The sequence below is a fragment of the Streptomyces sp. NPDC006733 genome (assembly GCF_040636125.1).
In the GTDB taxonomy this organism is placed as follows: Bacteria; Actinomycetota; Actinomycetes; order Streptomycetales; family Streptomycetaceae; genus Actinacidiphila.
This window is the reverse complement of sequence record NZ_JBEYJD010000008.1, coordinates 159,556-173,391: the sequence shown is the minus strand read 5'-3', so window position 1 is coordinate 173,391 and position 13,836 is coordinate 159,556. Positions and strand designations below refer to the sequence as shown.

Below are 13,836 nucleotides of genomic sequence, written 5' to 3'. Positions count from 1 at the left end.
CGATTAGGCTCACCGCCGAACGAAGGGGGGCACGTGTCCAGAACGACCGGAGACCGGCGCGCGGAGATCATCCAGGCCGCGGTGGAAGTGATCGCCGAACGCGGCTACCGGGGGGCGTCCCTCGGCGCGGTGGCCGAGCGCGTGGGGCTGACCCAGCAAGGGCTGCTGCACTACTTCCCGACGAAGGAGGCGCTCCTGGTCGCGGTGCTGGCCGCGCGCGACCAGTGGGACGTGGCCTCGACCGCGCTGCACGGCACGACGTGGCCGCTGGAGATGCTGACCTCCCTGGTCGAGTACAACGCGACCCGGCCCGGCATCGTGCAGACCTTCACGGTCCTGGCGGGCGACAGCGTCACCGAGGACCATCCGGCGCGCGCGTACTTCGAGGAGCGCTACCGCTGGGTGCGCGCGGGCGCGGCCGACATGCTGCGCGCGGAGTTCGGCGACCGGCTGCCGGGCGGGCTCACCCCGGAGCGGGCGGCGCCGCTGCTCGTGGCCGTCATGGACGGGCTGCAGGTGCAGTGGCTGCTGGATCCCGGGGCGGTGGACATGGCGGCGGCCTTCCGCGACTTCGTCGCCCTGCTGGGCGCGCCCGGGAACGCGTGAGGGCCGCACCCCCAAGGGGGTGCGGCCCTCACCGCCGTCCGGCCGACCGGCGACCGCCCGCCGGGCGGGGATCAGACGACGGTCAGCTCCACGGCGATGTTGCCGCGCGTCGCGTTGGAGTACGGGCACACCTGGTGGGCCTTCTCCACGAGCGCCTGCGCGGTCGCCGCGTCCACGTTCGGGATCGAGACCGCGAGCTCGACCGTGAGACCGAAGCCGCCCGCCTCGGTCTTGCCGAGGCCGACCTTGGCGGTCACGCGGGAGCCGGTGATGTCCGCCTTCTCCTGGCGGGCCACGACACCGAGGGCGCCCTGGAAGCAGGCGCTGTAGCCGGCCGCGAAGAGCTGCTCCGGGTTGGTGCCGGCGCCGTTGCCACCCAGCTCCTTCGGCGGGTTGACGACGACGTCGAGCTTGCCGTCGTCGGTGGCGACCCGGCCGTCACGGCCGTTCTCGGCGGTGGCGACGGCGGTGTACAGGACCTCTACGGACTGGATGGTCATGAAAGGAACCTCTCCTGGTAGGTGCACTCGCGTGCATCGCCGCGACTCGCGCCCACGATCGCAACAATTTGTTGAAGCTTACTCGGGCAGGCTGACGATCATCTTTCCGGTGTTGTCGCCGCGCAGCACACCGAGGAACGCGTCGAAGTTCTTCTCGATGCCCTCCACGACCGTCTCGCGGTAGTGCAGCTTGCCGTCCCGGATCCAGCCGCCGACCTCTTCCACGAACTGCCCCTGCAGCGCGGCGTGGTCGCCCACGAGCATGCCCTGCAGCCGCAGCCGCTTGCCGATGGCCTGCGCCAGGTTGCGCGGCCCGCTCGACGCCTCGGTGTCGTTGTACTGGGCGATGGCGCCGCACAGCACGGCCCGGCCGCGCAGCTTGAGGGAGCTGATCGCGGCTTCCAGGTGCTCGCCGCCGACGTTGTCGAAGTAGACGTCGATCCCGTCGGGGGCGGCCTTCTTCAGCTGCTCGGAGACCGGGCCGTTCTTGTAGTTGAACGCGGCGTCGAAGCCGTACTCCTCGACGAGGAGCTTGACCTTCTCGTCCGAGCCTGCGCTGCCGACCACCCGGGAGGCGCCCTTGAGCTTCGCGATCTGGCCCACCTGGCTGCCGACCGCGCCGGCCGCGCCCGAGACGAAGACCGCCTCGCCCTCGGTGAACGACCCGACCTCCAGCAGACCCGCGTACGCGGTCAGACCGGGCATGCCGAGCGCGCCCAGGTAGGCGCTGAGCGGCGCCGCGTCCGGGTCGACCTTCACGGAGTGCTGGGCGTCCAGCACCGCGTACTCGCGCCAGCCGAGCCCGTGCAGGACGTGGTCGCCGACCGCGTACCCCTCCGCGTTCGAGGCGGTCACACGGCCCACCGCGCCGCCCTGCATCGGCTCGTTCAGGGCGTACGGCGGCGCGTACGACTTCACGTCGTTCATCCGGCCGCGCATGTACGGGTCCACGGACAGGCGCAGGTTGCGGACGACGATCTGGCCGGGGCCCGGCTCCGCCGTCTCGACCTCGCGCAGCTCGACGTCGCTCTCGGTCGGCCACCCGTGGGGGCGGGCCACCAGGTGCCATTCACGGCTCTTCGGCATGAGGGATGCCTCCGTCCGCCATAGCTTCACTATGGCAAAGATTGATTTCCTCAAATAACGATGGACCTTGATGTTTGAGGTTGTCAAGTAACCGGGGGTACGCTGGCTCCATGTCCCCCACGCCGCTGCCCGCGCCGGTTCCCGCGCCGCACCCCACCGACCCGCTGACCCTCGAGGTGGTCGACCTCATAGCCACCGTCGTGGCGCGTTACCACGAGGAGTACGAGCAGGCCGCCGCGAGCCACCAGCTGACCGGCGCGCAGGCGCGCGTCCTGGCGCTCCTGTCCCGTGAGCCGCTGCCCATGCGGCACATCGCGCAGCGGCTGAAGTGCGAGCCCTCCAACATCACCGGGATCGTCGACCGGCTGGAGGCGCGCGGGCTCGCGGAGCGCAGGACCGACCCGGCCGACCGCCGCATCAAGCTGGCCGCCGCCACCGACGAGGGCCGCGAGACGGCGGCCCGGCTGCGCGGCGCGCTGCACTTCGCCCGCGCGCCGCTCGCCGGGCTCTCCGAGGAGGAGCGCACCTCGCTGCGCGACCTGCTCCAGCGCATGCTGACCTGACGGCCGGACCCGCGGGGGGACGCGCTACTCGCACCACCACAGGACGGGCTTGCACGTCGGGCCGTGCGACGGCTTGGGCGTCTTCGTCGGCGAGGGCGTGGGCGAGTTCGTCGGCTCCGTCGGCGGCCGGGTGGTCGGCGTGGCCGAGCGGGTCGGCCTCCTGGTGGCCGTCGGGGTCGCGGTCGGCGACCCCGAGGGGGTGCCGGAGGTGCTCGCGGTGGTGGCCGGCGCCGAGCGCGTGGGGCGGGCCGTGGTGTGCCGCGGGGCGGGGCTGGACTCGGAGGCCTGCGGCACGGCGCCGGTCGCAGGGGCCCGCGTCGGCCCGGTGTCCGCCTCGGGACCGTTCGCGAACGTCCCCGTCGCCAGGGCCGCGGCCGTGCAGACGATCAGGACGAGGCCGACACCGGCACCCGTCAGCAGCCGCTTCCCGCCCCGCCGCTTCGGCGGCCGGCGCCGGGCGGCCCGGCCTCCGGCGGCGTCCGGCTCCGGCGGGGCGGCCGGGACGCCCGCCGCCGGCGCGGGTTCCACGGGGAGGGCGAGCTGGTCCACGGGGGTGCCGCACCCGGGGCACGACAGGGCGCCGTTGAGGTGCCGACGGCATGAGTAGCAGTAGTCCATTGTGGTTGGGACGCTATGCGGCTCGCAGGTCACGGGTGAATGCGATCTTGTGAAACTTCTGGGAAGATCCCGGCGCCGCGGGGGCGTTGCCGGACAATCCGGTCCCCCGCGGCCGCCCGCCGGGCCGGCCGGCGGCCGCGTCCGGCCGACCGGCCTCCGCGTCCGGCCGGCCTCGGCTGCGGTCAGTCGACCTCCGCCACCGCCTGCGCGAACTGCGCCGCGTACAGCCGGGCGTAGGCGCCCTCGGCGGCCAGCAGCTCGGTGTGGGTGCCCTGTTCCACGATCGAGCCGGACTCCATCACCAGGATCACGTCCGCGTCGCGGATCGTGGACAGCCGGTGCGCGATGACGAAGCTGGTCCTGCCGTGCGCGAGGGTGGCCATGGCGCGCTGGATCAGCACCTCGGTACGGGTGTCGACGGAGCTGGTCGCCTCGTCCAGGACGAGGATCACCGGGTCCGACAGGAACGCGCGCGCGATGGTGATGAGCTGCTTCTCGCCCGCGCTGACGCCCGACCCCTCGTCGTCGATCACCGTGTCGTAGCCGTCCGGCAGCGTGCGGATGAACCGGTCGGCGTGCGCGGCGCGCGCCGCCTCCTCGATCTGCTCCTGGGTGCGGCCCTCGGAGCCGTAGGCGATGTTCTCCGCGATGGTGCCGCCGAACAGCCAGGTGTCCTGCAGCACCATGCCGATCCCCGAGCGCAGGTCCTCGCGGGACATGGCGGCGATGTCGACCCCGTCCAGGGTGATCCGGCCCGACGTCACCTCGTAGAACCGCATCAGCAGGTTGACCAGCGTGGTCTTGCCCGCGCCGGTCGGGCCGACGATCGCGACGGTGTGGCCCGGCTCCACGGACAGCGACAGGTCCTCGATCAGCGGCTTGTCGGGCTCGTAGCGGAAGGCGACCTTCTCCAGCGCGACCCGGCCGAGCTGCTCCCGCGGCCGGACGGCGTCCACCGGGTCCGCCCCCTGCTCGGGAGCGTCGAGCAGCTCGAAGACCCGCTCGGCCGAAGCGACCCCGGACTGCACCAGGTTGGACATGCTCGCCACCTGGGTGAGCGGCTGGCTGAACTGCCGGGAGTACTGGATGAACGCCTGCACGTCGCCGATGGACAGCGCTCCGCTCGCGACCCGCAGCCCGCCGACGACCGCCACCAGCACGTAGTTGACGTTCCCGATGAACATCATCGCGGGCTGGATGATCCCGCTGATGAACTGGGCCTTGAAGCCCGTCCGGTAGAGCGCCTCGTTCTGCTCGCGGAACGCCTCGGCCGACTCGTCCTGCCGCCCGAACACCTTCACCAGCGAGTGGCCGGTGTACATCTCCTCGATGTGCGCGTTGAGTTTGCCGGTCGTCTTCCACTGCCGCACGAACTGCGGCTGGGCGCGCTTGCCGACCGCGGTCGCCACGAACACCGACACCGGCACCGTCACCAGCGCGACCAGCGCCAGCAGCGGCGAGATCCAGAACATCATCACCAGCACGCCGACGATCGTCAGCAGCGAGTTCACGATCTGGCCCATGGTCTGCTGCAGGGTCTGCGCGATGTTGTCGATGTCGTTGGTGGCCCGGCTGAGCACCTCGCCGCGCGGCTGCTGGTCGAAGTACGACAGCGGCAGCCGCGACAGCTTCGCCTCGATGTCCTCGCGCAGCCGGTAGACGGTGCGCTGGATGACGCCGGTGGCGGTGCGCATCTGCACCAGGCTGAACAGCCCGGCGGCCAGGTAGATCCCGAGGACGGTCAGCAGCACGCTGCCCACCGCCCCGAAGTCGATGGTCTGGCCGGGGGTGAAGTCCACCGCGGACACCAGGTCGGCGACCTGGCCCTCGCCGTGCTGCCGCAGGTCCTCGACCGCCTGCGCCTTGGTGGTGCCGTCCTCGAACCGCCGGCCGATCACCCCGGCGAAGATCAGGTCGGTGGCGTGGCCCAGGATCTTGGGGCCGAGCACGGAGAGCGCCACGCTCGCCGCGCCCAGCAGCAGCACCAGGGCGAGGAAGAGCCGGTCGGGGTGCATCAGGCGGAGCAGCCGCCGGAACGAGCCCTTGAAGTCCATCGACCGTTCGACCGGCCCGCCGCCCATGAAGCGCGCGGGCCCGGCCATCGGCGCGGGCCCGCGGCGGGGCGCGGATTTCGCCGGGGTGGTCATGCTGCCTCCTGCTCGGTGAGCTGGGAGAGCACGATCTCCCGGTAGGTCGGGTTCTGCGACATGAGTTCGCTGTGCGTCCCGGTGCCCACGACCTGGCCCTCGTCGAGGACGATGATGCGGTCGGCGTCCCGGATGGTGCTCACCCGCTGCGCGACGATCACGACGGTGGCCTCGGCGGTCTCCCGGCCGAGTGCCGCGCGCAGGGCGGCGTCCGTCGCGTAGTCGAGCGCGGAGAAGGAATCGTCGAAGAGGTAGATCTCGGGCCGGCGCACCAGCACCCGCGCGATGGCGAGCCGCTGCCGCTGCCCGCCGGAGACGTTGGTGCCGCCCTGCGCGATGGGCGCGTCCAGGCCGCCTTCGAGCTCCTCCACGAAGCCGCGCGCCTGCGCGACCTCCAGCGCGTGCCACAGCTCCTCGTCGGTCGCGTCGGGCTTGCCGTAGCGCAGGTTGCTCGCGACCGTCCCGGAGAACAGGTACGGCTTCTGCGGTACGAGGCCGACGGTCTCGGCGAGCAGCGCGGGCGCCAGGTCCCGCACGGACGTCCCGTCGACGAGCACGTCGCCGCCGGTCGCGTCGTAGAGCCGCGGGACGAGCCCCAGCAGGGTGCTCTTGCCGCTGCCCGTCGACCCGATCACCGCGGTCGTCTCCCCCGGTCTGGCGACCAGGTCGACCCCGCGCAGCACGGCCGCCTCGGCGCCCGGGTAGCTGAAGTCGGCGCCGCGCAGCTCCAGATGGCCGTGCCGGAGCAGCTTCGTCACGGGACTCGCCGGCGGCACGACGCTGGAGTCGGTCGCGAGGACCTCCTGGATGCGCTCGGCGCAGACCTCGGCGCGCGGCACCATCATGAACATGAAGGTGGCCATCATCACGGACATCAGGATCTGCATCAGATAGCTGAGGAACGCGGTCAGGGCGCCGATCTCCATGCCTTCGCTGTCGATGCGCTGCGCGCCGAACCACATCACCGCGACGCTGGAGACGTTCACCACCGTCATGACGACGGGGAACATCAGTGCCATCAGCCGTCCGGTCTGCAGCGACACCTCCGTCAGCTCGTCGTTCGCGCCCGCGAAGCGCCGCCGCTCGTAGTCGTCCTTCACGAACGCCCTGATCACCCGGATGCCGGTGATCTGCTCGCGCAGTACGCGGTTCACCGTGTCGACGCGCACCTGCATGGTGCGGAAGAGCGGCCGCATGCGGCGGACGATCAGGCCGATGAGGACGCCGAGCACCGGGACCACGGCCAGCAGCAGCGAGGAGAGCGGCACGTCCAGGCCGAGCGCCAGGACGATCCCGCCGACGCACATGATCGGCGCCGACACCATCAGGGTGAACGTCATCAGCACCAGCATCTGGACCTGCTGGACGTCATTGGTGGTGCGGGTGATCAGCGAGGGGGCGCCGAACTGGCCGACCTCGCGGGCGGAGAAGCTCTGCACCCGGTCGAAGATCGACGTCCGCAGGTCCCGCCCGACGGCCATGGCCGTCCTGGCGCCGTAGAACACGGCGCCGATCGCGCACACCACCTGCAGCACGGTCACCGCGATCATGACGCCGCCGAGCCGCAGGATGTATCCGGTGTCGCCCTTGACGACACCGTTGTCAATGATGTCGGCGTTCAGGGTGGGGAGGAAGAGCGTGGCGATGGTCTGCACGAGCTGGAGGAGCACGAGCAACGTGATGGGCCGCTGGTACGGGCGCAGGTGGGTGCGCAGGATTCGGATCAGCACACGGAATCTCTCAGAGTCGGCTTGATCGGCGAGCGATCCTATCTTCCGACATCCGCCGTCCGCATTCGTTTAAACCTCGGCAAAGGCCCCGGGATGGGTCTGCTCCCGAACGGTTGTGTACTGCCGGCGGATCGCCTGCCCCACCGGCAGGTCGTCGCCCGGCTCCAGCACCTGCAGCGCGCCGCCGCGCCAGGCCGGCGGCTCCTGCGCCGACCCGGAGCCGAGCACCACGCCCAGCGACCAGGCGGCCTGCCGGGCCGCGCCCACGGCCGCGTAGTCCCCCGGTTCCGGCACCACCACCTGCGCCTCGAAGAGCGCCGGGGCGATCGCCCGCACGGCGGGCAGCTCGGCGGCGGCCCCCAGCAGGAAGATCCGCCGCACGGCGACCCCGCGCCCGCGCAGCACGTCCAGCGCGTCCGCGAGCCCGCACAGCATGCCCTCGAACGCGGCCCGCGCCAGGTGCTCGGGCTTCATGCTCTCGCGCCGCAGCCCGGTCAGCGTGCCCGCGCTGTGCGGGAGGTCAGGGGTGCTCTCGCCCTCCAGGTACGGCAGCAGCACCAGGCCGTACGCGCCCGGGGAGGAGGTCAGGGCCAGCTCCGACAGGCCGGCGAGGTCCGTGCCGAGCAGCTCCGCGGTCGCGCGCAGCACGCGCACCGCGTTGCGGGTCTTCAGCAGCGGCAGGTGGTGCCCGGTGGCGTCCGCGAAGGAGGTGATCATCCCCGAGGGGTCCGTCAGCGGTTCGCCGTGCACCGCGAAGACGGTGCTGGAGGCGCCCAGCGAGACCACCGCGTCACCGGGGCCGATGCCCAGGCCCAGCGCGGCCGCCATCGTGTCGCCGGTCCCGGCCGAGATCAGCAGCCCCTCGGGGGTCTGCCCGGCCGGCTCCGCGGGACCGAGCACGTGCGGCAGCGCCACCTGGTGCCCGAGCGCCAGCTCCACCAGGTCGGGGCGGTACTCCCCCGTGGCGGCCGACCAGTAGCCCGTGCCGGACGCGTCGCCGCGGTCGGTCGTGCGCCGCTGCGGCCGGCCCAGCAGCTGCCAGACCAGCCAGTCGTGCGGCAGCAGCACCTCGGCGGTGCGCTGCGCCGCCGCCGGTTCGTGCCGGGCCAGCCAGCGCAGCTTCGCCACCGGGTACGCGGCCTGCGGCACCGCCTGCACGGCCTGCGCCCACTTCGCCGGGCCGCCGAGCTCCGCGGTCAGGTCGGCGGCCTGCGGCTGCGCCCGCTTGTCGGTGCGCAGCACCGCCGGGCGCACCAGCACCCCGCCGGCGTCGAGCGCCAGCAGGCCCTGCTGCTGCCCGGACACCCCGATCGCCTGGACGCCCTCCAGCAGGCCGTCCTTGGCCGCCTCGCCGAGCGACAGCAGCCAGGACTGGGGGTCGCTCTCCGTCGCCTTGCCCGACCGCGCGGCCTCGCCCTCGACCGGGTGCGGCGCGTACCCCTGCCGGAGCACCTCGCCGGTGTCCGTGTCGCACACGACGACGGTGGTCCCTGCGGTCGAGCTGTCGATGCCCGCGACTATCCCCATAGGGGGAGATGATGCCGCACCGGGGGGTCAGGTGTTCGACGTACCCCAGTCGTCCTCGGACTGGCCCCGCTCGCGCAGCGCCTTCACCCGCGCGGAGACCGATTCCGGCAGCTTGTCGCCGACCTTGGAGCCGACGGCGTCGGCGGCCTTGACCGCGACCCCGCGCCCGGTCTGCGCGGCGCTCTCGGCGGCGTTGCGCACCGCCGGGTTCTGCGCGATGCGCTGGGCACTCTTGCGCAACTGCTCGTACCGCTCCCGCCCGGCCCGCGCTCCCAGCACGTACCCGACGACGGCTCCGGTGATGAACGACAGCCGGTAGCGCATGGGCTCCACCCTTCCTCGTACTCGTGACGGGTCCGGCCCCGCGGGCCGTCCTGCGGACTGTGCTTCGCGCCTACCCGCTGTAGCCGGACGACAACCCCGGCGATAGGGGTTGGCGGAGCACCCCCCCACTTGCGCTAATGTATGTCTCGCAGCGAGCACGCGCCGCCCGGTTGGTCCGGACGTGGTGTTGCCCGATGCGCGCAGCACAATCCCCTGTAGCTCAATTGGCAGAGCAGCCGGCTGTTAACCGGCAGGTTACTGGTTCGAGTCCAGTCGGGGGAGCGCGGTCCCCTGTAGCTCAATTGGCAGAGCATTCGGCTGTTAACCGGAGGGTTACTGGTTCGAGTCCAGTCGGGGGAGCCAACGACAAGAGGACCCCGTTGGGGTCCTTTTTCGTTTTCCGGGAACCACCCGCCCCCTGATCGAAGTCCACTCAGTGATGCGTCTGTGACCCGCGAGGGCGACAGATCGTATGAGCGGCTATGCTGCGGCAGACGGCGCGTAAGACTGTCGTACGGGGCGGTAGCTCAGCCGGTTAGAGCAGCGGACTCATAATCCGTCGGTCGTGGGTTCGAGTCCCACCCGCCCCACATTGGCCTGCTGGCGCAGAAACGTTGCGCCCCCTGGTGTGCCCACCCCGGCTCGGAATATCCGGCCGGGGTTCCGTCCGTCCGGTGCCGTCCGCCGGTGCTCCGGCGGCGTCCGGCGGGTGCGGTTCGGTCAGCGGGTGCGGTCAGCGGGTGCGGTTGGCGACGAGGTCGCAGAGCACGGTCAGTCCCGCGACGGCCTCCCGGTCCACCGCCGCCTCGTCGATGATCCGCAGGGCGAGGTCGAGCTGGCGCTCGGCCAGGTCGGTCGTGAACGACCGGCCGCCCGCCTCGTCGATGAGGGCGGCGGCCCTGCGGAAGCCCGACTCGCTGCTGCCCGTACCCGAACGGCGCGGATCGAGCAGATCGAGCAACTCCGCGCGTACGGCGGGTCCGGCGGACAGCGCGGCGATGACGGGCAGGGTCTTCTTGCCACGGCGCAGATCGCTGAAGACCGGTTTGCCGGTGACGGCCGGGTCGCCCCAGATGCCCAGCAGGTCGTCCACGGCCTGGAAGGCCAGACCGAGGTGACGCCCCATGCGGGTCAGGGCGTTGACGACGTCGGCGGGCGCGCCGCCCAGCAGCGCGCCCAGTCCGGCGGCGCAGCCGAGCAGGGCGCCGGTCTTGCAGCCCGCCATCGCGCTGTACTCGTCGACGGTGACGGCGCCGAGGCCGCTCCACGGGCGGCGCTCGAAGGAGATGTCCTCGGCCTGGCCGTTGACGAGGTCGACGAGCGCGTGCGACAGGGCGCGCACGGCCGCCGGCCGCACCTGCGGGGCCGTCTCCGCGAGCGCGCCGACGGCCAGCGCGAACAGCGCGTCGCCGGCCAGCACCGCGGGGCCGACGCCGAAGCTCTTCCAGACGGTGTCGCGGTGCCGCCGCCGCTCGTCGCCGTCCATGATGTCGTCGTGCACCAGCGAGAAGGTGTGCACCAGTTCCACGGCGGCCGCCCCCGCGACGGCCGCCTCGGCGGGCCCGCCGACCGCCTCGGCGCACAGGACGGCGAGCGCCGGACGGACGCCCTTGGCCGCGTTGTCGTGCCGCGGGGTGCCGTCCGCGTCGCACCAGCCGAGGGTGAACTCGGCCATCCTGGCCACGTCGGGATGGAGCCGGGAGGTGGCGTCCCGCAGGGCGGGCCGCACCAGCCACTGGCCGCGTTCGAGTATCTCGGTGGCGCTCGGCGCGAAGAGCACCGGGCTGACGTGCTGGGTCATCGTTCCCCTCCATCGGATGCGTCAAGTCGGGCTGGGCGCGGTGCTATCGGCGGCACTGCGTGCGGGCACGGCGCGGCGTACGCCGGTAGCGCGGCGTACGTCATTCGGCGTCCACCAGGGCGAGCCGGCGGCCGGCCGTGGCGCGCGCCCAGGCGTACCGCGGTTCGGGCAGCATCGGCAGCGGGCCGGTGCCCAGCGACGCGCGCGGCACCGCGGTGCCGGCGCGGACGCCGGGGACCGGGCGCAGCCGCCATCCGGCGGCGATCCCGGCGAGGGTGATGGCGGTCTCGGCGGCGCCCAGGGTGTCGCCGATGCACTTGCGGCTGCCGCCGCCGAAGGGGAGGTTGGCGCCGCGCGGCAGCCCGGCGGCCCGCTCGGGGAGCCAGCGGTCGGGGTCGAAGCGCTCGGGGTCCTCGTACACCGCGGCGTTGTGGCCCAGCGCGTAGGGGCTGTAGAGGACGATGGTGCCGGGGGCGAGGCGGCGGCCGGCGAGTTCGGTCTCCCGGGTCGTCGTCCGGGTGAGCAGCCAGGCGGGCGGGTACATGCGCAGCGTCTCGGTGATGATCCGCGAGGTGTAGTCGAGCCGGTGCAGGTCCGCGAACGTGGGCGGGCGGCCGTCGAGGACGCGGTCGAGCTCCTCGTGCAGCCGCCGCTCGACCTCGGGGTGGGTGGCCAGCGTGTGGAAGGCCCACGCCATGGTGTTGCCCGTGGTCTCGGTGCCGCCGATGAGCAGCGTCATGACCTGCTCGTGGATCTCCTCCACGGACAGCCCCTCGCCGGTCTCCTCGTCACGGGTGTTGACCAGGATGGACATCAGGTCGCCGCTGTCGGCCGCGCCCGCCCCGCGGTACTCGGCGACGGTCTCGGCGATCAGCTCGCGCATCCGGACCCGCACCCGCTCGAAGTCGCGGTTGTGCGCGGTGGGCAGCTTCTCCTGGAGGCCGGTCGGCGCGACCATGCGCTTGTAGACGCCGCGCATGATGACGGGCATGCAGTACGCGACCTCGTTGATCGCCTTGGCACCGGCGGTGGTCGCGAACATCGTCCGGGCGGTGATCTTGAGGGTGAGGCCGTGCATGGCCTCGCTGACGTCGAGCGCCTCCCCCGGCCGCCAGGAGTCCAGCTCCGCGGCGATCTCCTCGCCCATCAGGTCGAGGTAGCGGGGGAACCGGCTCGCGTGGAAGGCGGGTTGCAGCAGCCGGCGCTGCCGCCGGTGCGGTTCCCACTCGGAGCTGACCAGGCCGTTGCCGACGAGCAGCCGCGCCTTCTCGAAGAGCGGGCCGCCCTTGTCGAACGTCCGGGAGTCCGTGAGGACCTGCTGCACGACGTCGGGGTGGTGGGCGAGGTACGCGCGCTTGGGGCCGAACCGGATCTCGACGAGGTCGGCGTCGGAGGGCAGCCCCGACAGGAACTCCAGCGGCCTGCGCCACAGCGGGAGCGCGTGGCCGAGCAGCGGCAGGGCGCCCTCGGCGGTCACCACCTTCCACCGCCGGCCCTGCCGCTGCCGCTCCCGGCGCGACGGGGTGGCGGGCGCAGCGGCAGGGTCCTCGATCCGCTGCCGCGGGACGGCCGCCAGCTTCGCCACCACGGCCGCGTCCACGAGCGGAGCAGGAGCCGCGTCCACGAGCGGAGCCGGGGCAGGGGCCGGAGCCGGGGCAGGGGCCGGAGCCGGGTAGGGCTCGTCGCGGAAGCGGGTGACGGCCTCGTCGAGGTCGAGCCAGCCGGAGGTGGTGCCGTCCCAGACCGAGCCGTCCCCGTAGTAGCGCGGGGTCAGGTACTCGAACTCCTGGCTGCCGCCGATCATGTGGCTGAGCGCCGTGAGGTACGTGCGCACGTCCTCCCGCTCCCCCAGTGGTCCGCCCAGCACGTCCTCGCAGGCGGCGAGGTACGCCCTCTCGTGGTGCTCCACCAGCGCGCAGAGCCGGTCCACGGCCTCCTGGAGGCCGAGCCCCTCGTTCTCGACCAGGACCCGGACGGCCGTCATCTTGTCGTCCTGGGCGTGCTCCTTGCGCCAGGAGAGCAGGTCGTTGATGACGATCATCTGGCGGCGGCAGTGCAGATGCACTGCGGCGAGCTGCGGAATGCAGTCCGTCATGTCGACGGCCACGCCGTACTCGGTCATCAGCTCGATGAAGTCGCAGCCGAAACTCTCCGAGCGGACGGCCATGCAGGTCTCGTAGTCCGGCACCTCATTGCTCAGCTTGGCCTGGATCTCGGTGGCGCAGCCCCGCAGGAACGCCTGCAGACTCGCGGCGAATCGGCTGGCCTGGGCGGAACTCAGTCCCGGGCTGATACGCCGCCACAGGTCCTGGCCCGCCTTTCCGTACGGAAAGTCCGCATGCGTGGGCACGTCACCGTGGAAATCGGAAAGGATCTGCGCGAAGACCTCACGGGCCGCGCCCGCACTGGCGCCCAGCGCGGAACGGTCGGAGACGAAGCTGTCGATGACGGTGACGTACTGGTACCAGTCGGCAATGTCCTGGGCGCGCTGTTCGTCCGCGGTCGGTACCGTCAGCGGCCCGTAGATCCCGTTCCGCTGCCGCAGGAAGAACAGCAGATCCGCCTCGGAGGCGAAGGTTCCGGCGAGAAAGCGGCGTATCCAGCCGTTCGACGCGATCTCGATCTGCGCCGCTTTCGGGTGATAGGCGAACGGAAGCAATCGCGGCAACTCGGGCAGATAGAACTCCCGTCGGGCCTCCGTACCGGCCTTCGCCGCACCAACTGCACCCATGAGAACCTCCGGTTATGGGAATCGCATATCAAGCTAGCGACGACTTTAATTCCATTCAAGATCCATAAAATGAACGCCTTTATGACAGGGGCGCCGACCTGCCGTTGCAGGGGATGGTCAGGGGGACCCATTCTTGGTGGTGCGAATTAATCTCCTCCCAGGGAGCGGATCCATCCGACCGACCGGAAGAGGCGAATCCGACC

Annotated in this window: 11 protein-coding genes and 3 tRNA genes; 5 read left to right on the top strand and 9 right to left on the bottom strand. The window is 71.8% G+C overall.

The window, feature by feature from the left end; translation table 11 throughout:
• Positions 1–33: 33 nt before the first annotated feature.
• Entirely contained in the window at positions 34–606 is a 573-nt protein-coding gene (locus ABZ721_RS10210; protein ID WP_358788157.1) for a TetR/AcrR family transcriptional regulator, read from the top strand.
• A 71-nt stretch (positions 607–677) separates the two neighbouring features.
• Here ABZ721_RS10210 and ABZ721_RS10205 read toward each other — a convergent pair whose 3' ends face one another.
• Complete coding sequence (locus ABZ721_RS10205) at positions 678–1,106, bottom strand: organic hydroperoxide resistance protein (RefSeq protein ID WP_358788156.1); 429 nt, start codon at positions 1,104–1,106, stop codon at positions 678–680.
• Positions 1,107–1,184: 78 nt separating this feature from the next.
• A complete protein-coding gene (locus tag ABZ721_RS10200; RefSeq protein ID WP_358788155.1) occupies positions 1,185–2,192 on the bottom strand; it encodes an NADP-dependent oxidoreductase in 1,008 nt (335 codons plus the stop codon).
• 110 nt (positions 2,193–2,302) lie between these two features.
• Here ABZ721_RS10200 and ABZ721_RS10195 point away from each other — a divergent pair, with 110 nt between their 5' ends.
• On the top strand, positions 2,303–2,755 hold the full coding sequence (locus tag ABZ721_RS10195) for a MarR family transcriptional regulator (RefSeq protein WP_358788154.1): 453 nt from the start codon (positions 2,303–2,305) through the stop codon (positions 2,753–2,755).
• 24 nt (positions 2,756–2,779) lie between these two features.
• On the opposite strand, the gene ABZ721_RS10190 is transcribed toward ABZ721_RS10195, so the two are convergent.
• The 5 genes from ABZ721_RS10190 to ABZ721_RS10170 form a co-directional block, all read right to left on the bottom strand.
• Positions 2,780–3,304 carry a hypothetical protein gene (locus ABZ721_RS10190; protein WP_358788153.1) on the bottom strand — a complete coding sequence of 175 codons (525 nt, stop codon included), beginning with the start codon at positions 3,302–3,304 and terminating at the stop codon, positions 2,780–2,782.
• 251 nt (positions 3,305–3,555) lie between these two features.
• Positions 3,556–5,475: an ABC transporter ATP-binding protein gene (locus ABZ721_RS10185; protein WP_358788188.1), complete on the bottom strand. Its 1,920-nt coding sequence runs from the start codon at positions 5,473–5,475 to the stop codon at positions 3,556–3,558.
• A gap of 41 nt (positions 5,476–5,516) precedes the next feature.
• Positions 5,517–7,250, bottom strand: coding sequence for an ABC transporter ATP-binding protein (locus tag ABZ721_RS10180; protein WP_358788152.1), 1,734 nt, complete (start codon positions 7,248–7,250; stop codon positions 5,517–5,519).
• A gap of 69 nt (positions 7,251–7,319) precedes the next feature.
• Positions 7,320–8,777, bottom strand: a complete 1,458-nt coding sequence (locus ABZ721_RS10175) for an FGGY family carbohydrate kinase (protein ID WP_358788151.1) — start codon at positions 8,775–8,777, stop codon at positions 7,320–7,322.
• Between the two features lie 27 nt (positions 8,778–8,804).
• A complete protein-coding gene (locus ABZ721_RS10170) occupies positions 8,805–9,101 on the bottom strand; it encodes a YtxH domain-containing protein (protein WP_358788150.1) in 297 nt (98 codons plus the stop codon).
• Positions 9,102–9,310: 209 nt separating this feature from the next.
• Here ABZ721_RS10170 and ABZ721_RS10165 point away from each other — a divergent pair.
• From ABZ721_RS10165 to ABZ721_RS10155, 3 genes are all read left to right on the top strand, one after another.
• Positions 9,311–9,383 (top strand) — tRNA-Asn (locus ABZ721_RS10165).
• Positions 9,384–9,388: 5 nt separating this feature from the next.
• Positions 9,389–9,464: transfer RNA gene (locus tag ABZ721_RS10160), tRNA-Asn, on the top strand.
• Between the two features lie 153 nt (positions 9,465–9,617).
• Positions 9,618–9,691 (top strand) — tRNA-Ile (locus ABZ721_RS10155).
• Positions 9,692–9,834: 143 nt separating this feature from the next.
• Here ABZ721_RS10155 and ABZ721_RS10150 read toward each other — a convergent pair.
• On the bottom strand, positions 9,835–10,902 hold the full coding sequence (locus tag ABZ721_RS10150) for a polyprenyl synthetase family protein (protein ID WP_358788149.1): 1,068 nt from the start codon (positions 10,900–10,902) through the stop codon (positions 9,835–9,837).
• A 100-nt stretch (positions 10,903–11,002) separates the two neighbouring features.
• Positions 11,003–13,633 carry a cytochrome P450 gene (locus tag ABZ721_RS10145; protein ID WP_358788148.1) on the bottom strand — a complete coding sequence of 877 codons (2,631 nt, stop codon included), beginning with the start codon at positions 13,631–13,633 and terminating at the stop codon, positions 11,003–11,005.
• Positions 13,634–13,836: the final 203 nt, after the last annotated feature.